The organism is Asticcacaulis excentricus CB 48, from assembly GCF_000175215.2.
In the GTDB taxonomy this organism is placed as follows: domain Bacteria; phylum Pseudomonadota; class Alphaproteobacteria; order Caulobacterales; family Caulobacteraceae; genus Asticcacaulis; species Asticcacaulis excentricus.
In genome coordinates this window covers 2,483,125-2,504,371 of sequence record NC_014816.1, presented here as the reverse complement: position 1 = coordinate 2,504,371, position 21,247 = coordinate 2,483,125, and the positions used below count along the sequence as shown (strand labels likewise).

Sequence of the window (21,247 nt, the reverse complement as noted above, 5' to 3'; positions counted from 1 at the left end):
TTTTTCTCTCTATTCCATTCTCAGGGCGTAGCCCGTGGCACGCAGACCATCTGCAATTTCATGGGCGTGACGCGCATCTTGCGTCTCGACCAGAATATCGAATTCTGCCCCTTTGGCAGGGACATCCAGCACAAGACGATTGTGGGCGACATCAACGATGTTGCCGCCCTTGCGGGAGATGACATCGGCCATCAAAGACAGCATTCCGGGTCGGTCATCGCCTAATATGCGGTAGGTGACCAGTCGCTTCTCGCGAACGAGCTCACGTTGCAAAACCGACGCCAGAAGGCGCATGTCGATATTGCCACCGCACAGAACCAATCCTGTTTTTAGTCCTTCAAATTTCTCCGGATAGCGCATGACGGCGGCGAGGCCAGCCGCACCGGCACCCTCGGCGACCGTTTTTTCAACGTTCACAAACGCCGCGATCGCCCGTTCAAAATCGGCCTCGTCGATCACGAGGACATCATCCACCAGAGGATTGGCCAGAGAGAAGCTTAAGTCGCCCACTTCGCGCACCGCGATGCCTTCGGCGATCGTTGAGCCGCCCGTCGGCATGTTGAGGCCACGGCGGCGCGCCACAAACGACGGATACATCGCCGCTTCCACGCCGATAATTCTGATCCAGGGCTTCAGCGCCTTAGCCGCGGTTGCCATACCGGCGATAAGCCCACCGCCGCCGATCGGGATGACGAGGACGTCGAGGTCGGGAACCGCTTCGAGCATTTCTATGGCGAGGGTGCCCTGGCCGGCCATGACGTCGTAATCATTGAACGGGTGGACATAGACCCCGCCCACAGCTTCACACATCGACTGTGCGTGGGTTGACGCCTCATCATAGGTTGCGCCCTCAATGACGACCCTTGCACCATAGGACTGTGTTTTTTGGACCTTAACGAAAGGGGTCCCGTGGGGCATCACGATCGTGGCCGGAATCCCTAGTCTTTGAGCGTGGTAGGCAACGCCCTGGGCATGATTTCCAGCTGAGGCGGCAAAGACACCGCGCGCGCGCTCACTATCGCTTAGCATGGCGAGCTTGTTGAGTGCGCCCCGCTCTTTGAAGGCGGACGTGTACTGCTGATTTTCGTACTTAATCCAAAGCTTGGTGCGCGTCATTGCGCTCAGCTTTTGTGAGAACGCAATTGGGGTTTCGGCGATGTGTCCCTTGAGCCGCTCGGCAGCCGCCTGGATCGCTTCGAGATGCAAGGTCATGACGCTCACGCACACAGTTGGAGTTGCGATCCCTTACCAGACCTCACGGCAGCAACCCAAGTCAAAAAGGTTTAACGGGTCAGGGCATCGAATAATGTTTCAACGGAAACCAAAATGCCAAAAGTGAGGATGAAGATGTCTACATTTCTCGGTTTTTTGGCCTATTCTCATAATCGTGGCCTGTGGCTTTGGTAAAAATGGGCGTATATAGCCGTATTCGTTGATCCGAATGAGGGCGCAATGACAGAATCTGGCCAAAACTTCTATTCTGCAGCGACGCATGGTTTTGTGCGCGTGGCGTGCGCGACTCCAAAGGTTCAGATTGCAAACCCTAAAGCCAATCTGAGTGAGCATCTGAGTGTGGCTGCACGCGCTGACGCGGCCGGCGCGGATGTCGTTGTGTTTCCAGAGCTGAGCCTGACGGGCTACACGTTAGACGACCTCTTCTTGCAAGACGCCCTTCTTGACGCCGCGAAAGCGAGCCTGGAGGCGTTGGTACAGGCCTCAAAGGCCTGGCGTACGATTGTGGTCTGCGGGGTCCCGCTGCGCATTGAGGGTGTCCTTTATAACTGTGCAGCGGTTTTACATCATGGGCAGATTCTGGGTCTCGTCCCGAAGACCTTTCTGCCCAATTATCGCGAGTTCTACGAGAAACGGTGGTTCGGCAGCGGCCAAGATCTCAACACCCAGCTTGAAATCGCCGGTCAGAGTGTAAGGGTTACGCCCCACCAGATTTTTCAGGCCCGCGGGTTTGAAAGCTTCGCGCTAGGCGTCGAAATTTGCGAAGACATGTGGTCGCCGCAAACCCCCTCAACGAACCTTGCCCTTAAAGGTGCCACTTTAGTCGTCAATTTGTCGGCGTCTCCGGTGACGGTTGGCAAATCCAGGGTGAGAAAGCGCATTTGTGAGGCGACGTCTGAGCGGCTGATGTGTGCCTACGCATTTACAGCTTCGGGGCCCGGAGAATCGACGACGGATCTCGCCTGGGATGGACAGTCACTGATTTATGAACTTGGCGAACTTCTGGCGGAAGGTGAGCGCTTTTTAAGTGACACGCTGACGATTGCGGATGTCGATGTTGAGCGTATTCAGCAAGAGCGCCTTCGGACGGGTACGTTCAGGGACGCGGGCCATATCACTTCGGGCGCAGAGGTTTCGCGCCATCTGTTCACTCACCTACCCCATACGCTTTCAGACTTTTATCGCCTCGTTGATCGCTTCCCTTATGTCCCAAACGCGCGTGAGCGTCTGGACGAAGACTGTTTTGAGGCCTTCAATATTCAGGTTCACGGCCTGATGCGCCGGATTGAGAGCACAGGCGCAAAGAGCGTCGTCATTGGGGTATCGGGCGGTCTTGATTCGACCCATGCGCTTATCGTGGCCTGTAAAGCCTTTGACCGTCTGGGGCTGCCGCGCGCCCAGATACGTGGCTATACCATGCCGGGGTTTGGCACCACCTCGGGGTCAAAATCGGATGCGCATAAACTGATGCGGGCACTGGGCGTCAGTGCCGAAGAGATTGACATTCGTCCGGCGTCAAAGCGGATGCTCATCGACATTGGCCACCCCTATGGCAAGGGTGAGCCGGTCTATGACGTCGTCTTTGAAAATGTTCAGGCGGGTTTGCGAACGGACTTCCTGTTTCGTCTGGCCGGACAGCATAATGGGTTTGTTGTCGGTACAGGGGACTTGTCTGAGCTTGCCCTCGGCTGGTGCACCTATGGCGTTGGCGATCATATGAGCCACTACAATGTGAACTGCGGGGCACCCAAAACGCTTATTCAGCACCTGATACGGTGGGCTGCCCGCACCGAGTTTGACGCAAAGGCCGGTCGGGTGTTGCGATCGGTCCTGGAGCGGGAGATCTCGCCCGAACTCGTGCCTGTACAAAACGGACAGGCGCAACGCACGGAAGACAAGGTAGGGCCCTATCCCTTGCAGGATTTTACCCTCTACTACCTGACGAGATATGGCCTTAAGCCCTCAAAAATTGCCTTTCTTCAGTATCACGCCTGGAAGAACGAAGCACTCGGTGACTGGCCACCCGACTATCCGCAGGCCGAACGCCGCGCTTATACTCTCTCGGAGATCCGAAAGTGGATGGAGGTCTTTCTCTTCCGCTTCTTCACGATTTCGCAGTTTAAGCGCTCCGCCGTTCCCAATGGCCCCAAGCTCATTTCTGGCGGTGCCTTGAGCCCCAGGGGTGACTGGCGCGCCCCTTCCGACGGGGATGCGAGCCTTTGGCTTGACGAGCTGAGAACGAATGTACCCCTGACGTGACCGGAGTGCGGCTGTCTTCGCCAGTGCAACGGCTGAAGGCGCGAACATCGCCTGCTTTTGGGCGGCACTGTTAAGTCGGCCGGACTGTTCCTCTCAGTCGGCAAGACTTTAACAACGAACTTATGTGTATGTGTGAGCGGAACCGAGGCGATCTTTTGGGTACACGCCTTTTCATTGGTCGCAGTTTGTCCGTGATCGATCATCGCTCACATGGAGCAGAGTATGTCGCGTACCCGGGTTTTCGTGAGGAGTTTTGCCGCGGTCTTTGCGGGCGTGGCCGCCTTATTGGCCTCGTGCGGCGGCGGTGGCGGCGGAGGTGGTAGTACGGCCCCCGCGACCGGTGTCTCATCCTCAAGCGCGTCCTCTTCATCCTCTTCGTCTGCGAGTTCAGGCACCTCGGCCTCGTCTTCAAGTTCGGTTGCAACGGGCATGGAAAAGGCCGGCTACACGCTGACTTTCAACGACGAGTTCGACACCATAGATGTTTCCGCCAACGGCCCAGGCACGAAGTGGACGGCTCACACGCCTTGGCACGGTGATTTTGGTGACGCGCTCTTTGCCGATCCGGTCCCGGGGTTTCCGTTTAGCGTCGACAACGGCATTCTGCGCATCGAGGCCCGCAAGCGCGCAGACGGCAAATGGGAGTCTGGGTTACTGGCAAGTGTCGATGCCAGAAATGTAGGGTTTAAGCAGCAATACGGCTATTTCGAAATGCGCGCCAAGCTGCCTCCGGGGGAAGGTGTATGGCCAGCCTTCTGGCTAGACAGCATGGTCCCGAGCCAGTTTGACGATCCGAGCCTCGAAATAGACGTGATGGAATATTACGGGCAATTCAACGACGTCTATCATTCGACGGTAAAGCTCTGGCCAAAGGATCGAACACAGATAGGCCCCTTCTGGAACACACGGGTGCCTGTCCGGGCCAATAGCCTCACGACCGATTTCCATACGTGGGGTGTGTCAGTAGAACCAGACCTCATCATCTTTTATCTCGATGGCGTTGAGACGTGGCGTACGAAGACGCCTGAAACGCACAAACACGAGATGATGATCCTGGTAAATCTGGCGCTGGGCGGAGGCTGGTCCATCGCGAATACGCCAAACCCGTCTTACATGTATGTGGACTATATCCGCGCTTACAAGAAGGCCGCTTGAGGTCACGAAACAGCGTGACGGGCTGAGGATTAAAGGTCCCGGCGTATCTATGCCTTCAGCATCAGCCCTGGGCCTAGAAGGCTTGCCAGAAGATCCTTTCGCTCATCCCAGCGCGACAGAGGCAGTTTCGTCGAACGATAGATACCGAGCTTGCGCAGCCCAAAATACCGGCGGGCGCGCCTGATGGGGTTGGTATCGAGATAGAGCGATAGGCGAAGCTCGCCAATGTTTGCGAGATGTCTATAGCTTTCAAGGGCCGTTTTGGCCTGCGTATGCTCTGTTGCGAGGCGTTCCAGTATCTCGCAGCGGGCTCGCAAGACCCGCACACGCTTTCTCAGATTCAGGCCCGAGTGCTGAAACGACGAAACCAAATCCATGAAACCGTGTTTACGACGAAAGCCCATAGCGTTCGTGCCGTGTAAACGATAGCGAACAAGCGGGTCGGGAAGATACATAACCTCACCGAAAACACTGGCGAGGAAGGTGTACCACTGGTCATGGGCAGCCACTTGCGTGTCATCCGTGTCGTCAATGCTCAGGTAGTGGTGGTCGTCAAACTGGCAAAGTGTCCGTCGGAACACCATGGAAAAGCCCAGCACCTTTACGAACGCATCGAGCTCTAAGGGGCTGAAGGTCCTCGTCGTCGACGATATGCGGCCCATCTCACCTATGTCGGTTTCGGCGCCGTCTATGAACTGCGCGCCGTGAAACACCATGGAAACGCCGGGGCGGAAGGTGTTCATAACCCGCTCGAGTTTTTCGGGATCCCAGATATCGTCCTGATCACAAAAGGCTATGAGATCGCACTGGCATAATGAGGCGGCCTTGAGAAAATTACGCCGAAATCCAAGACGGTCTTCGTTCCTGAAAATATGTACGCGGGTGGGGGCGGTCTCTTTCAGGCGCTGCAAAATCTCCCAGGTCCTGTCGGTCGAGCCATCGTCGCAGACAACAACTTCGTCAGGGGCACGGGTTTGTAAGAGCAGGCTCTGAAGCTGGCGCTCTAAATAGGTTTCGCCATTATACGTCGTGACGGCAACCGAGATCGTCTGCATTCTGCCTCCCGCGCCATGCCTGTTGTTCCGATCATGGAGCGGTGTTATTTTTTCAGCAAGGCAAAAGTAGCGGGCTGTTCGCGCCCGTCTTTCCTACGGTTTCAATACTTGGTCGTGCAAGAGCCCGGTTGAGCGCGTTCTGACCTAAATGTCGAAGATGCGCGCGCGATCGGCCAGATTTCGAACCGAGATATTCAAATCTGTGACATGCCCGTTAGCGATTGAGTACACCCACCCGTGGATCGCAACCGGCTGTCCCTCGCGCCAGGCATTCAGAATGATGGGGTTGGTTGCGACGTTTCTCACCTGGGCAATCACGTTCAGTTCGCACAGTCGGTCAACGCGCTTGTCTTGCGACGTGCAGCCTTCAAGCTCATGCCTGTGTTCATGCGCGACATCGCGTATGGGAGACAGCCAGTGGTCTATAAGCCCATGATCTGTGGATTCAATGGCCGCTCGCACGCCGCCGCATCCGTAGTGGCCGACGACGAGGACGTGCTTAATCTTGAGCACGTTCACCGCGTATTGCAGGACGCTCAGATAGTTGGCGTCCTGCTGGGGGGCCAGGTTGGCGACGTTGCGGTGAACGAATAACTCGCCCGGATCGAGATTGACGATTTCATTGGCAGGCACGCGTGAGTCAGAGCATCCAATCCAGAGGTATTCGGGGTGTTGCTGACGAACAAGGCGTGAAAAGAAATCAGGGTCAACCCGTGTCTTTTCGAGGGACCAGCGACGATTATTCTCGATAAGGTGTTGAACCATGTCCGCCTCGATGCTCACGAAATGCATTGCGCATTAAGAGGGTGAGGCCTCCTGGTCAAGCCTTTTAGCCTAGGGCTGGCCGGCTAAACCGGCGACGACGGCTCCGATAGCGGCAATCGCCGCATCAGCCTTTTGCCCTGCACCTGAGAGGGAGCCGGTCACAAAATACAAAATGAGCGTTACGGCACCAATCAGGCCAAGGAGTGTTTCCAAAGACGCAATTAGCAGTTTTGGAGCGTCGAAACGCGCTGTAGGCTTATACGAGTCTTGCATTCGGTGTCCCCCCGATCAGGTCGTCTTGTGAATTCTAATCGAGTGCTGTCGGCTGGCAAGTTATTTGTGAACAGGGAAGGATCTCCTTTGAATCGTGTTTGCCTAGTGATTGCGCGGTTTCATCCTCTAACGCGTGCCTGCGAAGCGCTGCTTAGAGCCAAGATTGATGCCGGTTACGCCGTCACGGTATGCCTCATCGGGGCAGACGCGCCTCGATCCCATCGCTACCCATTTACCGTCGATGAACAAATGGAGATGCTGGGGGCGATCGGTGTTCGTGGGATCGCCATTAAAGAGGCTCTCAGTCGCCAGGAGCGCAAACGGCAATTCTCGGAGATCAGCCCCGAGGCTGACATCCTCCTTTTTGATCCTTTCTATGCAAACGTCCTGAAGGATGATTGGCGCAGTGGGAATGTGGAAGTCGTTTCTCAGGGCGTCTTAAAAGACATGGACGAAGCCAGGCACACATGGCTTGCCTCCGGCGGATGCAGTCTCGTCTCCCCTGAGGTTCAGCAGCTGATGGCCGCCGCCGATGGCGACGGTACGCGCGCCCGTCTTTGGGAGGAAGAACAATACGTTTTAAACTATCGCAGAAGCTGGGAAGCCGCGCCTTACCCGCCTGTACTCGTCACGGCAGATGTACTTATCCAATGCGAAAACAAAGTCCTTCTCATCCAACGAGGGGGGCTGCCTGGCAGGGGGCTCTGGGCGCTTCCCGGAGGATTTGTCGATGAGGGCGAAACACTTTTCGATGCGGCTCTGAGGGAGCTGCGGGAAGAGACGGGGCTATCTCTTGGCTATGATTATGCCAGATCCTGCATGGTTCAGAAAAAGACCTTTGACGATCCTAACCGCAGTTCGCGTGGACGCACAGTCACGCATGCCGTCCATTTTGATTTGACCGGCCAGACGTTAGATACGCTTGAGGCCGGTGACGACGCTGCCGCGTTGCAATGGGTCGATATTGAGGCGGCACTCAAAATGAGATCAGTGATGTTCGAGGACCATTTTCTGATGCTTGAGTATTTTCTGAAGAAGGCTCAGGAGGGTGTTGCCCTCGGATGCTGATGGGAGGCGAGACCAGGCCCGGAACATCAGCCCTTTACGCATGCAGCACCCCAAAATCTGCCTCCCGAGTTTATGGGAGGGGGGGAGATTTTCATTGTGCGGTGCAAAATAAAATGTTAACGTTACGTCATTCTTTTGTTTCTTTGATCGTCAGTCATTCTTGAGATCGAGGTCACCTTCCGGGTGACCTTTTTTTTGCGTTGGTCTGTGCGTTGCTTCAAAATGCAGGCAATATGCACTAAGGCAACGTGTTGCCATATTTGCGGCCCTGAGGAGCACGGCATTGGAAGCACTCAATAAAGTCGATGTGCACGTTGGACATCGCATTCGCTCGCGCCGCAAAGAAATAGGGATGAGTCAGACAGATCTGGCTAATCATTTATCGCTGACATTTCAGCAGGTGCAAAAGTACGAGAGGGGTTTCAACCGGATCAGTGCGTCTAAGATGCATGACGCCGCACGCGCCCTGGGTGTGCATATCGAATATTTTTTCGAAGGGTTGGATAACGAAACGGAGCTTGATCGCTCTGAAAGCGAGGCCTCTGTCACGCAGTTTCTGTTGACCCGGGAAGGTGCTGAGCTCTCTTCGCATTTCTCGAAGCTCTCGGCTAATCAGCGTAAGGGGGTCTTGGCCCTGGTTCGCATGTTAGTGCTGGACTGATTAGATAGTCGCGTTCTCTCAGCGTTCACCATACCGATGAAGAGCGCAAACAGCAGCATATAGCCCGACCAGAAACCGTTGTTCGAGATATAGGCGGGTAGACTTACGTCATCCGTCAGCATGACAGAGAAATGACCTGCGACGCCCAGCAAGATTGATGACGAGGCAAAAAGCACCCATAACTTCCGGGTGCGGCAAGACAACCATGTTAGAAGGACGAAGACGACCAGATCGACGCTGGTGGTGCCGAGATCCAGGCCTACAACTCCTTTTGACTGTAGCAATGGCGTGATGACCCAGCCCAGGCCCACAATTGCGGTTGCAGTTCTTTCAGTTAATCCGCCTCGGAACAATGCCCAGGCAGCTAGGGCACACATGAGAATGTGCCCTAGCCAGCTCCAAGCTAAGTTTGCCTGTCTCAGGTCCATTATGCCGCCTGTTCCTTCTCCGGCACAACGAGCAACCCCTTCGGCTTTGGAGGCGATTTGTTTTCGCCGGTCCCTAGGGCAACCGTCGCGCACCCCAGCTGGCTCTTGACGGTATTGAGGTTCTCGTGAACCAGAAGAATCGACGACCGGGCTTCAGAGAGCGATGTCAGCGTAGCGACCAGGTTTTTCATCGCCCCTTCGCCTACCTCGAGGGCTATCTTTTGTTCCATGCGCGTGCGACCAAGATAACTGATCAGATCGGCAGTCTCGCAGATTGCCGTTTCAATTGCGGCTTCTGTCTGAACTAGCCGCGCAGCGCCAGCGTGTACAATTTCAGTCCGTTTCATTTTACGTCTCCTGCAGTCAGGCCGGACCTCCGGCCATTAGGGGATCATCCCGTCGATGGTTTGAAGCATATGCGCACTGATAAACAGGAGTGAGCTGACGGTGAGGCCAAGCGCGATTGAGACAAAAACAAGTATAGCAAGCCATTGAGCCGTACTTGTTGTTTTAAGCGTCCTCTCAAGCTTGCCCCACGTCATCACAGACGATCTGTCAGTGGACTTAGAGATGGCTTGGCTAAGACCCTGATCGAGCGGGCTGCTTTCGGCATCTGACAGTCTACCAAGGGCGTCCTGCGAGCGTGACACTCCTGTCAGAGCAGTATCGTCACCAGACGCGGAAGCTGGGATCCTCTTTGTGGGAGGTCCTCCTTCAAGGAGGACTGCCGCCGCGGTGGCTGGGGATAAGCATTCGTGCTCAGCGAGAATGCGGGCTGCCGCGCGCGTTGTGTCTTTTCCGAGTTTCATGCAGGCCGCTTTGGCGTGCGTTTTGACGGTGGTAGGCCCAATATCCAGAAGACGCGCGATTTCCTTCTGGGTGTGGCCTCCTAAGGTAAGGCGAAGAACCTCTTTCTCACGAGGAGACAGCTTGAAAAGACCTGGGTTTTGCTGTGACATTTTCTTTTGCTTTGCGGGGATAAGCCAAGAGAACGTCTCACGTTACGTGTAAACTCGCGTTTTAAAAAGTGTCACAATCATAACTTGATCAAGTGTCAGCGGATTTGTGACATTTTCGTTTCTTAAGTCGCCATAGTGGACAAGCCGCGTTTTGGCTTTTGGCGCCATTGAGCAGGACGCTAAGCTGCGTATTGATTCGACGTTAAGGGAGAAAGCAAATGTATGGACGATTGACGGTCATTTGCGGCCCTATGTTTGCCGGGAAGACGACGGAGCTCCTCAAGCGTATTCTCTGGGCGCGGAACGGAGAGCGTAAGGATGTCCTCGTTTTGAAGACGGCATTTGATGTGCGCTATTCCCGGACAGAAGTTATCACTCATGACGGGCTTGCCGCTGAGGCGGTTGTTTTGCACGCCTTTTCAGATGTCGAAGCGCGCCTGCAAGAGGCCGATCTCGTGTGCTTTGACGAGGTTCAGTTTTTCCAGAACATGGACCGTGACGTCGTCGAGCTGATCAGGGACCTCCTTGCAAGCGGCACGGACGTTGTGGCGGCAGGCCTTGATACCAACTGGAAAGGCGAAGCTTTCGCAGCGACAGGGCTTCTCATGGCAATGGCTGACGAAGTCGTTAAACTTAAAGCTCACTGCGCGGTATGTGGGCAACCGGCGCACAAGACCTTCAAAAAAGTTGAAGATAATGTCGAGATCCAGCTCGGCCATGGCGATCTTTACGAACCCAGATGCAATCGGCACTGGTTTGATCATTTGCCTCTTTTGAGTCTCTCTCGTGCCCCCGCAGAAGGCGAAATTTCAAATGTCTGATGTCTCGCCAGCAGATATCCTCGCCGCCCAGGCACGGATAGAAGGCTACATCCATCATACACCCCTTTTTCAGTCTGAGACGCTCAACCAGATCCTTGGCCATCGGATCGTCTTTAAGGCAGAGAACCTTCAAAAAACAGGTGCATTCAAGCTGCGCGGCGCGATGAACACGCTGCTTTCACTCCGCGAGTGGGGAGAGCTTGCCGGTACCGTCTGTGCCTTCTCATCCGGAAATCACGCCCAGGCCGTTGCCTACGCGGCCCGGACCCTTGGCGTGAAGGCAAAAATCTTCATTCCAAAACAGGCCTCGGCGGTAAAGATCGCCGCTACTCGCGCGTGCGGGGCGGAGGTTGTCGTAACCGAAAATCGTCAGATCGCTGAAGCTTCTGTCGCGGATCTGATTTCGCAAGGTGCGACCTTCGTGCACCCCTACGACAACCCTTATGTCATCGCTGGCCAAGGTACTGCTTGCCTGGAAGCCCTCCAGGACGGCGTACAGGCAGATGCGGTTTTCGCGCCTTGTGGCGGTGGTGGCCTAATGTCCGGGACATGGCTTGCGACCCGGGTGTTGCGGCCGCAGGCAAAGGTCTTTGCCTGCGAACCATCGATGGCAAATGATGCGCATCAATCTGTTCAATCCGGCAAAATCGTTCGCTTCCCTGAGACGCCTATGACGATTGCCGACGGCGTTCGCACCCTGTCCGTGTCCGAAAGAACGCTTGCCTATCTTCAACAGATTGACGGGTTCTATGAGATTGAGGAGGACGAGATCACCTACTGGTCCCAGTGGCTGTCGCATCTTCTAAAGCTTGTGATTGAACCTACGTGCGCGATGTCCATGGCGGGCGTTACGCGCTGGCTGAAAACCCAAAACGCGCAAAAGACGGTTTTGGTCATCCTGTCGGGTGGGAACATTTCTGCAGAGACACACGCACTCATCTGGAATGAGGACAAGCTCGGTCTGGTGCCCACTGGTTTTGTGTAAGGCAGTCCCTCTCGCGGTCACAATCAATCTGGTGTCAGCTACAAACCTTGCCACTGCGGTCACCTGAAAACTCAGGCCGAAGACGAGCGCCGATAGCCGGGCGTGGTCTGCAATAATCCCAACGAACATGGATCCAGCGTGTTTCTTGACCCTTTATTCATTGCCTACCTGGGACGTAATTGAACGATAGGCAAGAACGTTAACTCTGAGCTCCGAGGTCTTAGCTGTCAGCGCAAAGCAAGGTCCAACGCGCAGACTATGGTGAACCGCATCGAATGTGCGGGCCGGTTCATAAGAGAGCTTTTGAATCGCGCCGCGATGAAGGAGTATCCATCTTTTTCACTCTTCTTAAAATAGAAGTTGACCAATATACAGGCGATGATAGATTTCCCCCCTTGGGAGGATGATCATGACAGAGCACAATTCCTGGATTCAGGCTCAACTGGGACCGCTGAAAAGCGAACTGCTCGCCTACGCTAAGAGCAATGGTTTGACACTGTCGGAAGCGGTGAGAATAGCTCTCATCAATCTGGTTAGAGCCGAGGGGCCGCCACGCTTCACATTTGAACCGGGACTCAGCGAGAAGGTGTCAAAAACGTGCGCAACCTATCTCACGGCCTCAGAGTATGCCGCGATCAGCGCCGCTGCGCAGGCCGTGGGTCTAAGTGAGGCAAGATGGCTCCATTGGCTCATCAGGGCACATTTGACGGGAGAGCCACACTTCGGCCAGTTCGAACTCGAAGCGTTAACGTCATCGAACTTAACTCTTCTCAAGCTCAATCGAACCTTGAGGTCACTATCCTCGAAGGACGTAGCGCAGCAGGTTGAGGATGTATCCTGCGAAATTGCACGCCATACTTATGTCGTAGCTGAGCTCGTTCGTGCCAATCAAATGAGGTGGGCGCTTAGAGGCTGAGGCAATGCCAAAGAAACGAAATGAACCCTTTTTCAACGACGGTGAGGTCGAGGCGAAAGGCTCCCGGCGCATAAATCTTACGAGCGGTCTAGCGGTTCGCACGGTCATCTTGTCCGCCGGACGTGGTGACTGGCTAAAGCGCAGGCACACGGAAATGTTCTACGCGGCAAAGGGCGCTCCGGAGGCAGTGGTAAAGATGTGGAGCGGAGGAAAGACTTTCCGAAGTGTCGCGGGGGCATTGGACTATGTCAGCCGATCTGGACACCTTACGCTTACAAATGAGGACGATGAAAAGATCCAAGGTCCTGATCAGCTGCACGCACTCGCTCTTGAGTGGCGCGATGGGGGAAGTCCTATCCCTGACGAAAGTGCATATAAAGAATACGAATGCTTTGTTTTCTGTGCCCCGAAGCCCGTAGATCCTGGCACCGTCTACTCCGCAGCCTCCGAAGTGATCTCGGAGGCATTCGAGGGTTTTCAGTATGTGAAAGTCATGCACACGAAAGAGACGGACCCTTCCCCTAGAGCCAGTGAGTACCCCCACCTGCATCTCATTGTAAAATCGAGGTCTTTGGCAGGCGATCGTTTTCGTCCAGGTTGGCGCTCGGTTATGTACCTACGTGAGCGATACGCACAGGCGCTTAGAGACCGAGGTGTTGAGATGGCGGCTACAAGAAAGTTTGCGCGATTTAGAGACGCTGGCCATGAAAAGCCGCTCGGGGCGGAAAAACCTGGATTTGAAATCCCCGCCGAGGATCGCTGCGCCTTTAATGCCTATAGTGCGCTTTGGGAAAGGCTGCAGACGGGAGGAAGTCTGGAGCGGCTTCAGGCCGGAGTGATCGCGGGTTATGTTCATACGCATACAGGAATTGATCTTGAAAGATCCATTGATCGTGGCGGCCCCTCAAGGGAGCGATAAACCATCCTCATCGGTTCTTTATATCCGTGCCGATTTTACGGCTTAATGAGGGGCGATAGCTGCCTAGCTAACATCCGCATAGAGAGACTTCATGACCCACAAACTAGATCCCGTGACTTCGCTCGTCGTTACGGCCTTTGGCTCACCGGGTATCGCGCTCAGTCTTGCCGGCTGCATACTCGCCTTCACAGTCGGTCTTGTTATCTACTCAGGATTTAAGGCGCATAAGCCTTTGGTTTCTGAGCTGCGTGATCGGTGGAACCTCCTCAATGCGCTCGATGGCCGAGGGAGAACATCATCGTTCTATAAAGGTTTTCCCGAAATCGACCGGCGGTTTTCCTCCGCTGCCGGTGCGGGTAACTCTGGTGCGACGCTTTTGCTTGGCTGGTCAAATTACCGCAGTGTTCTCGTAGAAAACGGCGATAGTTTTGTTACCTCCGTGCGCGCGGCAGAGGCTTTTGATCACCTTGATGAGTCCTCAAAAGGGCTCGAGTGGTGGGCAAACATTATGGTGGCCATCGGTCTCGTTATAACCTTTCTCGGCATTGTTGCGGCCCTTTCCGAAGCCACGCTTGCTATGTCGGCCGACTCCAGCGGGGCGACGATGCAAGCTTCTTTGATGGGGCTATTGGCGATTGCGGCTACAAAATTCTGGACGTCTATAGCCGGGGTGGCCTCCTCAATCATCCTGAGGCTCGTTGCGCGTTTAAGGCGCTCATCCATCAAAAGCCAGGAAGCCGAGTTCTTTGTCATGCTGGACAGCTGCGTGAATTTCATGCCGCCGGAGAAGGTCGCGCTTGAGCATCTTAAGAGCCTTCAGCGCATCGAGACCACACTTTCACGGGATCCGCGCTCATGATGCGCTTCAGGCACAGACGGTCTGAAGAGGCCCATGAGAGCGAAAGCTATTACATCTCTATGACGGACCTGATGGTCGGGGTCCTGTTCATATTCATCATCATGCTCGCCTATTTTGCCCTCAATTTCAGGGATACGACCTCTGAACTCACCAGAGCGAAAGATCCACAAACCACAGCGCTCTTGAAGGTTGCCACCAGTTTGCAGACGAAAAATGCAGCCATCGATATCGACTACAAAAACCGCATTGTTTGCCTTAATGACTCCGATCTTTTTGAATCAGGCGGCGCCGGAGAAAAAAAGTGCTTCGCTTATTCAGGTGTGTCTCCAGCCGATGTGCAGACTGAAGATTCCAAAAGGGTTGCCGCTGCACAGGCCTTGTTTGCTTCCGCGCTCAACGGCGATCTAAACCGCACTGTGCCCGCCGCGAACGTTAGTCTGTCGGATGGCTCAACGACCTTTGACGCCGATCGGATTTTTGTGGCGGGCACAGCCAATCTATCAGATGAGGGTAAGAAGGCTGTAATCGATCTGGCGAAAAGTCTGGCTTTGCGCCTACCTTGTTTTGCGTATGGGGTGGACGCGCAAGGATGTAGTAATGATGCAAAGATGGCGTCAGTCGCGATTGTCGCAACCGCCGATATCAATGCTTTCACGGTCGAAGGACGCGCGGCTCAAGCCCTCTCTTTGGAGCGCTCGGTGGCCTTTCACCAAGCACTTGTCGGAGAGCAACCCATACTTGAGCGACTGCGTAACCGGCCCGAAGGTGGGGATCCGCTTATACGTGTCGTTACCATAGGTAACTCGAGCCTAAATGCGCCTGTTGGGGGAAGCGGAAAAGTCATCGCTATCCAGTTCCAAATTCAGCCCCGGTAAGCTTTTTTTGGTTGGTATCCCTTAAGGGCTCAGGTATCTCTAAATCCAATTTCACCGGTCGAGGCATTTTTATGAGCAATTTGAACGAGCGTTTGACACAGACCCAAACCAGACTGAAATCGTGGCTATTTGACGCGGCGCTGCCGATTTGGCGAGATGTGGGAGTAGATAAAATCAACGGGGGGGTATTTGAAACTATTAATTTGAAAGGAATTCCCGAACGGTCAAATCGTCGAACTCGCGTCGCTGCCCGACAAGTTTATAGTTACGCCCAAGCCCGCCTCATGGGTTTTCCTGGGGAAACGGACGAAGTCATAGATGCCTGTCTTGCTTGGCTTAACGGACCAGCGCTTAGAGATGACGGTTTGCTCAACGCTGTCGTATCTGCAGATAAGGAGGTCGTCCGAGCAGAGTTCGATTTTTACGATCACGCGTTCGCGCTCCTCGCATATGCGACGGCATTCAAAGTTCGCCCGCAAGATAAAGATCTTGAATCGAGAGCCATTGTAATCCGTGAAGCGCTGATAAGCGGATACAAACATCCGGTTAGGGGCTTTGAGGAAGCCAATCCTCGTATGCTGCCGCTGAAAACAAATCCTCATATGCACCTGTTCGAAGCCTGCCTTGCATGGGTTGAGGCAGGCGGCGATGCCCGGTGGAAGGAAATTGCGGCGGAGATTGCTGAGCTTTGTCTCGATAAGTTTTTGCATCCGGAAAATGGTTCCTTGCGCGAATACTTTGATGGCGACTGGAACCCGATTGAAGGGGAAATGGGGCGCATCATTGAGCCTGGTCATCAGTTTGAGTGGGCGTGGCTTCTAATTCGGTGGGCAGCGATAAGCGGGGACGACAAGTTCATCGCACCAGCCAAACGGTTGGTTGAGATTGCCGAAAATTACGGCACGGACCATCACCGTAATGTAACGATATTCGAACTCTGGGATGATTTTTCGGTCAAAGACGCAAAAGCGAGGCTTTGGGCCCAAACAGAGCGAATGAAAGCGTATGTCGCTCTGCAATCTGTAGCCGGTAGCGCCGAGGAGAGGGAAGAATGCGTCTCAAAACTCATCAAGGCGGCCGAAGGCTTAGAATTATATTTCGATGTGCCGATTGCAGGACTATATCGGGATAAACTTACACCGGACGGGTTATTTGTTGAAGAACCCGCTCCAGCCTCATCGTTGTATCATATCATTTGTGCGATAGATGAGATGACTAAGGCTTCAATCTGAGGCCGTGCCGTGCGCTTGCGGTTTCTTTAATGCCTAGCCTGCGTGCCTTGGAGTTCGAACGTGACAGAGATTTCCCCGATTTTACTTAGCCTTATCGCCTTAAAAGCGGGGGCAAAGATCATGGAGATCTATGCATCTGATTTTGATATCTCAACAAAATCAGATGCATCACCTGTTACCGAGGCCGATGCCGCAGCCGAGCACATTATCCTGTGCGAGCTCGAAAAGCTCTCCCCGGAGATACCGGTCGTCGCGGAAGAAGCAGTTTCAAATGGGATTGTGCCAGAGATTGGCGACCTCTTTTATCTCGTTGATCCGTTGGATGGGACTAAGGAGTTCGTCTCAAAAAATGGCGAGTTCACGGTCAATATCGCATTGATCAAACAAGGCGAGCCAGTCGTCGGTGTCGTCTATGCGCCGGCACTTGGGGAGATCTTTTGGGGCGTTCAGGGACGCGGCGCACACGCTGCCCGGGTGGAAAACGGCAAAGTTGGATGCCCTGTATCCCTAAACGTGCGTTCAGCCCCGCCAAAGGTCGTAGCCATAGGTAGCCGTTCGCATGGCAGTGCCGAAACCGAGGACTGGTTGTCGCGTTACGAAGTGGAGAGCTTTGTAGCGGCGGGATCCTCTCTGAAGTTCTGTAGAGTGGCGCAAGGCGCTGCGGATATCTATCCTCGCATGGGGCGAACCATGGAGTGGGACACGGCCGCGGGCGACGCCGTTCTACGGGCGGCCGGCGGGATTGTGACTACGCTTGATGGGCAGCCCCTTTTCTATGGTAAGCGTGGGCGCGCCGAGGCCTCTGATTTTGCCAACCCCTACTTCGTGGCATATGGGGACATCTCACTGAAGAAAGATTAGCTTCGCTGAATCGAGCCGCTAGGCTTTTACGTTTGTTAGACACCCTCAACCTTCGTAAAAGCCGGACAGTTGGACAGCGGGATACCCCGCGATGAGGCTCTGTGGCGAAGCATGTCGATTACTCCTGAACGTTTGACGCACCTTAGGCGGCTGGAAGCTGAAGCGATCCACATTATGCGTGAGGTCGCTGCCGAGTTCAAAAACCCGGTCATGCTCTATTCGATCGGCAAAGACTCGTCAGTAATGCTACATCTGGCATTAAAGGCATTCTATCCGTCCAAGCCCCCCTTCCCCCTGATGCACATCGACACGACGTGGAAGTTTCGCGAGATGATTTCATTTCGCGATGAAACGGCGTCGCGTCTTGGTTTGCAGTTGATCAAACACACAAACGCTGACGGCGTACGCGATAACGTCAATCCCTTTGATTACGGCAGTTCCGTCTACACCGGCATCATGAAGACCGATGCGCTCAAACAGGCGCTTACCCACCATGGCTTTGATGCGGCATTCGGCGGGGCACGTCGAGACGAGGAAAAGTCACGGGCGAAGGAACGCATTTTTTCCTTTAGAACGCAGAACCACGGTTGGGACCCCAAAAACCAGAGACCTGAACTTTGGAATTTGTACAATGCCCGCATTCGTCCAGGGGAGTCGATCCGAGTCTTTCCGCTGTCGAACTGGACCGAACTCGATATCTGGCAATACATCCTCGTTGAAGAGATCCCGATCGTTCCCCTCTATTTCTCAGCGCCGCGTCCCGTCGTTCAGCGCGGGGGGCAGTGGATCATGGTCGATGACGAGCGTCTGCCACTGGCAGATGGCGAGGTTCCCGAGATCCGCAACGTCCGTTTCCGTACCTTGGGATGCTATCCGCTGACAGCGGCCATCGAGTCTGAGGCGTCGACGCTTGAAGAGATCGTTGCGGAAATGCTCGTGGCACGCACATCTGAACGGTCCGGGCGCCTAATCGACCACGATGAGGCGGGTTCGATGGAAAAAAAGAAGCGCGAAGGGTATTTCTAATGACCGTTCTGGGAAAGATCGATACCTCAGTCTTCACCGAGTATCTGGCGACACATGAGAAGAAAACTCTTCTCAGATTTCTTACTTGCGGCAGCGTGGACGATGGGAAGTCCACACTCATTGGCCGTCTTCTCTACGACACAAAGCTCATTTTCGAAGACCAGCTTGCTGGGCTTGAGAAGGACTCAAAGCGCTTTGGAACCGTCGGTGAGGAAATCGACCTGGCCCTACTGGTTGACGGGCTTCAGGCTGAGCGCGAGCAGGGCATTACGATTGATGTCGCCTACCGCTTTTTCACTACAGAAAAGCGCAAGTTCATTGTCGCCGATACGCCCGGGCATGAACAGTACACGCGTAATATGGCTACCGGGGCCTCCAACGCCGATCTTGCGGTAATCCTCATCGACGCCCGTAAAGGCATCCTCACGCAGACCCGCCGGCACTCCTTTATCGTTTCATTGCTTGGCATTAAGCATGTGGTGCTGGCGGTCAATAAGATCGACCTGATGGACTACTCCCAGGAGGTCTTTGACCGGATTGTCAGCGAGTATAAGGATTTCGCAGCGGGCTTTGGGTTTGAGAGCCTGAAGGCCATACCTTTGTCCGCGCGGTTTGGCGACAACGTACTTGAGCGTAGTCCCAATATGCCCTGGTATGACGGGCCAACGCTCGTTGATCATCTCGAAACGGTCGAGATTGAGCGCAATCTCTGGGAAAAACCGTTCCGTTTGCCAGTGCAGTGGGTAAACCGCCCCGATCTCAACTTCCGTGGTTTCACAGGCACCATAGCCTCAGGGGTGTTGCGTCCGGGTGATGACATCCTCGTCGCCGCTTCTGGCAAGACCTCTAAGGTTAAGGCCATTGTCACCTATGACGGTGAACTGGCTGTAGCTGGCGCTGATGAAGCCGTAACTGTGACCCTTGAGGACGAGATTGATATCTCTCGCGGTGACGTGCTGACGTCCCCGTCGGCGCGGCCTGAAGTGGGTGATCAGTTCCAGGCCACGCTCATCTGGATGAACGAAGACGAGCTGTTACCTGGCAGACCTTATCTTCTTAAAATCGGTGCAAAGACGGTGTCGGCGACTATCACCGATATCAAGCACAAGACGGATGTGAACTCGTTTGAGAAGCTCGCGGCCAAAACGTTAAAGCTGAACGAAGTCGCAACCGTAAACATTGCCACCCAGTCGCCAATTGCTTTTGATCCGTATGAGGACAATCGGGCTACGGGTGCCTTCATACTGATTGATCGAATCAGTAATCTGACGCTGGGCGCGGGTTTGATCGATCATTCGCTTCGTCGTGCCAGTAATGTTCATTGGCAGGCTCTTGAGGTCTCAAAGGAGGCGAGGGCCGGGATCAAGCGGCAAAAGCCTGCCGTCCTCTGGTTTACCGGGCTTTCGGGTGCTGGAAAATCTACGATCGCTAACCTGGTGGAAAAGAAGCTTCTCAGCCTCGGTTATCACACGACCTTGCTTGACGGTGACAATGTCCGCCATGGGCTGAATAAGGATCTTGGCTTCTCCGACGCCGATCGCGTCGAAAACATCCGTCGCGTGGCAGAAGTATCTAAACTGATGACGGAGGCGGGACTTATCACGCTTGTCTCGTTCATTTCGCCCTTCCGGGCGGAGCGTCAAATGGCGCGCGAGCTCTTAGGGGCTGGTGAATTCGTCGAAATCCATGTGGCGACACCACTGGCTGTTGCCGAAGCGCGCGACGTTAAGGGGCTTTATAAGAAGGCGAGAGCGGGCGAAATCCCCAACTTTACGGGGATTGATAGTCCCTATGAGGCGCCGGAACATCCGGAAATTGTCGTGGCAGCGAGCGGTGAAACGCCGGAGGCGGAGGCAGAACGCATATTCAAATGGCTGTTCGATAATGGATACCTGCCAATAGAGCCGAGCTACGTGATCTGACGCGCGTTGCTGGGTTGTAAACGGCTTTGAATGGCCCCATTTCTCTGCTTCAAAGCGGCGGGTTGAAGTGCTGTGCGTTATGCACTAGACCCCATGTGTTTCTGGAGTGCAGATATGTCCGAATTGCGAGCCAATCCCGTCGTCGAGCTCAAGTCCGCCAGGTTTGGCAATCACCTGCCTATCTCGGTGATAGCGGGCCCCTGTCAGCTTGAAAGTCGTGAGCATGCACTTGAAGTGGCGTCAGCTCTGAAGGAGATCTCAGAGCGATTGGGCTTCGGGGTCATCTTTAAGACCTCCTTTGACAAGGCTAACCGGACCTCAGCGAAGGCAGCCCGTGGCATTGGGCTCAAAGACGCTCTTCCCATTTTTGCGGAGATCCGGGAGAGTTTGGGTCTCGCAGTACTGACCGATGTGCATGAATCTCAGCAATGCGCCCCGGTGGCGGAAGCCGTTGATGTCTTACAGATTCCGGCATTCTTGTGCCGCCAGACCGACCTTTTGCTTGCCGCTGCCGCGACGGGGCGCGCTATCAACGTCAAGAAAGGTCAGTTCCTGGCACCCTGGGACATGAAGAATGTCCTTGATAAGATTGTTCTCGGAGGCAATCCCAATGTTCTTCTCTGTGATCGAGGGACGAGCTTTGGATACAACACTCTTGTCTCTGATTTCCGCGGTCTGCCTATCATGGCTTCGACTGGCGCCCCGGTGATTTTCGATGCGACTCATTCGGTGCAACAACCTGGTGGGCTGGGCGGTTCTTCCGGCGGCCAACGTGAGTTTGTCCCGGTTCTTGCGCGTGCGGCGGTCGCCGTCGGCGTCGCGGGTCTCTTTATCGAAACACACCCAGATCCCGACAACGCCCCGTCAGATGGTCCCAACATGGTGCCGTTGGCATCTTTTGAAGGTCTCATGCGTGATCTCATGGCCATTGATCAGGTTGCCAAGGCGATTACTGCGCGCGACGCGGTGAAATAA

General features: G+C 54.6%; 22 protein-coding genes. 15 read left to right on the top strand and 7 right to left on the bottom strand.

Annotated features, from left to right (window positions below):
• Positions 1-9: 9 nt before the first annotated feature.
• Positions 10-1,212, bottom strand: coding sequence for a threonine ammonia-lyase (locus ASTEX_RS11385; protein ID WP_013479789.1), 1,203 nt, complete (start codon positions 1,210-1,212; stop codon positions 10-12).
• A 240-nt stretch (positions 1,213-1,452) separates the two neighbouring features.
• Between ASTEX_RS11385 and ASTEX_RS11380 the strand changes: the two genes are divergently transcribed.
• Entirely contained in the window at positions 1,453-3,492 is a 2,040-nt protein-coding gene (locus tag ASTEX_RS11380; protein WP_013479788.1) for an NAD(+) synthase, read from the top strand.
• 206 nt (positions 3,493-3,698) lie between these two features.
• On the opposite strand, the gene ASTEX_RS20315 is transcribed toward ASTEX_RS11380, so the two are convergent.
• A complete protein-coding gene (locus tag ASTEX_RS20315) occupies positions 3,699-3,923 on the bottom strand; it encodes a hypothetical protein (RefSeq protein ID WP_144004661.1) in 225 nt (74 codons plus the stop codon).
• Between ASTEX_RS20315 and ASTEX_RS11375 the strand changes: the two genes are divergently transcribed.
• Positions 3,922-4,647, top strand: a complete 726-nt coding sequence (locus tag ASTEX_RS11375) for a glycoside hydrolase family 16 protein (RefSeq protein WP_144004660.1) — start codon at positions 3,922-3,924, stop codon at positions 4,645-4,647. The genes ASTEX_RS20315 and ASTEX_RS11375 overlap by 2 nt on opposite strands.
• A gap of 47 nt (positions 4,648-4,694) precedes the next feature.
• Here the strand turns inward: ASTEX_RS11375 and ASTEX_RS19385 are convergent, their stop codons facing one another.
• The 3 genes from ASTEX_RS19385 to ASTEX_RS11360 all read right to left on the bottom strand — a co-directional run bounded on the left by ASTEX_RS19385 (position 4,695) and on the right by ASTEX_RS11360 (position 6,740).
• Positions 4,695-5,702 (bottom strand): glycosyltransferase family 2 protein, encoded by a 1,008-nt coding sequence (locus ASTEX_RS19385; protein ID WP_013479786.1) that lies wholly within the window; start codon positions 5,700-5,702, stop codon positions 4,695-4,697.
• Between the two features lie 144 nt (positions 5,703-5,846).
• The gene (locus ASTEX_RS11365; RefSeq protein WP_013479785.1) at positions 5,847-6,467 is read right to left on the bottom strand and encodes a carbonic anhydrase; all 621 of its coding nucleotides are present in this window, start codon (positions 6,465-6,467) and stop codon (positions 5,847-5,849) included.
• A gap of 69 nt (positions 6,468-6,536) precedes the next feature.
• On the bottom strand, positions 6,537-6,740 hold the full coding sequence (locus ASTEX_RS11360) for a hypothetical protein (protein WP_013479784.1): 204 nt from the start codon (positions 6,738-6,740) through the stop codon (positions 6,537-6,539).
• A gap of 87 nt (positions 6,741-6,827) precedes the next feature.
• Here ASTEX_RS11360 and ASTEX_RS19380 point away from each other — a divergent pair, with 87 nt between their 5' ends.
• Both ASTEX_RS19380 and ASTEX_RS11350 read left to right on the top strand, forming a co-directional pair.
• A complete protein-coding gene (locus tag ASTEX_RS19380; RefSeq protein ID WP_013479783.1) occupies positions 6,828-7,808 on the top strand; it encodes an NUDIX domain-containing protein in 981 nt (326 codons plus the stop codon).
• Between the two features lie 283 nt (positions 7,809-8,091).
• Positions 8,092-8,469 (top strand): helix-turn-helix domain-containing protein, encoded by a 378-nt coding sequence (locus tag ASTEX_RS11350; RefSeq protein ID WP_013479782.1) that lies wholly within the window; start codon positions 8,092-8,094, stop codon positions 8,467-8,469.
• A 427-nt stretch (positions 8,470-8,896) separates the two neighbouring features.
• Here the strand turns inward: ASTEX_RS11350 and ASTEX_RS11340 are convergent, their stop codons facing one another.
• A complete protein-coding gene (locus ASTEX_RS11340) occupies positions 8,897-9,244 on the bottom strand; it encodes a hypothetical protein (protein ID WP_013479780.1) in 348 nt (115 codons plus the stop codon).
• Positions 9,245-9,280: 36 nt separating this feature from the next.
• Entirely contained in the window at positions 9,281-9,856 is a 576-nt protein-coding gene (locus tag ASTEX_RS21120) for a response regulator transcription factor (RefSeq protein WP_013479779.1), read from the bottom strand.
• A gap of 218 nt (positions 9,857-10,074) precedes the next feature.
• Between ASTEX_RS21120 and ASTEX_RS11330 the strand changes: the two genes are divergently transcribed.
• From ASTEX_RS11330 to kdsA, 11 genes are all read left to right on the top strand, one after another.
• Complete coding sequence (locus tag ASTEX_RS11330) at positions 10,075-10,677, top strand: thymidine kinase (protein WP_013479778.1); 603 nt, start codon at positions 10,075-10,077, stop codon at positions 10,675-10,677.
• Complete coding sequence (locus ASTEX_RS11325; protein WP_041658648.1) at positions 10,670-11,662, top strand: serine/threonine dehydratase; 993 nt, start codon at positions 10,670-10,672, stop codon at positions 11,660-11,662. The genes ASTEX_RS11330 and ASTEX_RS11325 overlap by 8 nt, the downstream gene beginning before the upstream one ends.
• Positions 11,663-12,071: 409 nt before the next feature.
• Positions 12,072-12,578, top strand: coding sequence for a hypothetical protein (locus ASTEX_RS19375; RefSeq protein WP_013479776.1), 507 nt, complete (start codon positions 12,072-12,074; stop codon positions 12,576-12,578).
• 4 nt (positions 12,579-12,582) lie between these two features.
• Positions 12,583-13,497, top strand: coding sequence for a relaxase family protein (locus tag ASTEX_RS19370; protein WP_013479775.1), 915 nt, complete (start codon positions 12,583-12,585; stop codon positions 13,495-13,497).
• Positions 13,498-13,588: 91 nt separating this feature from the next.
• On the top strand, positions 13,589-14,356 hold the full coding sequence (locus tag ASTEX_RS11310) for a hypothetical protein (protein ID WP_013479774.1): 768 nt from the start codon (positions 13,589-13,591) through the stop codon (positions 14,354-14,356).
• Positions 14,353-15,231 (top strand): hypothetical protein, encoded by an 879-nt coding sequence (locus ASTEX_RS19365; protein ID WP_013479773.1) that lies wholly within the window; start codon positions 14,353-14,355, stop codon positions 15,229-15,231. Before ASTEX_RS11310 ends, ASTEX_RS19365 begins: the two co-directional genes overlap by 4 nt.
• A 71-nt stretch (positions 15,232-15,302) precedes the next feature.
• Positions 15,303-16,463 (top strand): AGE family epimerase/isomerase, encoded by a 1,161-nt coding sequence (locus tag ASTEX_RS11300; RefSeq protein WP_013479772.1) that lies wholly within the window; start codon positions 15,303-15,305, stop codon positions 16,461-16,463.
• Between the two features lie 60 nt (positions 16,464-16,523).
• The gene (gene cysQ / locus ASTEX_RS11295; RefSeq protein WP_013479771.1) at positions 16,524-17,324 is read left to right on the top strand and encodes a 3'(2'),5'-bisphosphate nucleotidase CysQ; all 801 of its coding nucleotides are present in this window, start codon (positions 16,524-16,526) and stop codon (positions 17,322-17,324) included.
• Positions 17,325-17,435: 111 nt separating this feature from the next.
• A complete protein-coding gene (cysD, locus tag ASTEX_RS11290) occupies positions 17,436-18,350 on the top strand; it encodes a sulfate adenylyltransferase subunit CysD (RefSeq protein ID WP_013479770.1) in 915 nt (304 codons plus the stop codon).
• Positions 18,350-20,272: a sulfate adenylyltransferase subunit CysN gene (cysN, locus tag ASTEX_RS11285; protein ID WP_013479769.1), complete on the top strand. Its 1,923-nt coding sequence runs from the start codon at positions 18,350-18,352 to the stop codon at positions 20,270-20,272. Before cysD ends, cysN begins: the two co-directional genes overlap by 1 nt.
• A gap of 114 nt (positions 20,273-20,386) precedes the next feature.
• The gene (gene kdsA / locus ASTEX_RS11280) at positions 20,387-21,247 is read left to right on the top strand and encodes a 3-deoxy-8-phosphooctulonate synthase (RefSeq protein ID WP_013479768.1); all 861 of its coding nucleotides are present in this window, start codon (positions 20,387-20,389) and stop codon (positions 21,245-21,247) included.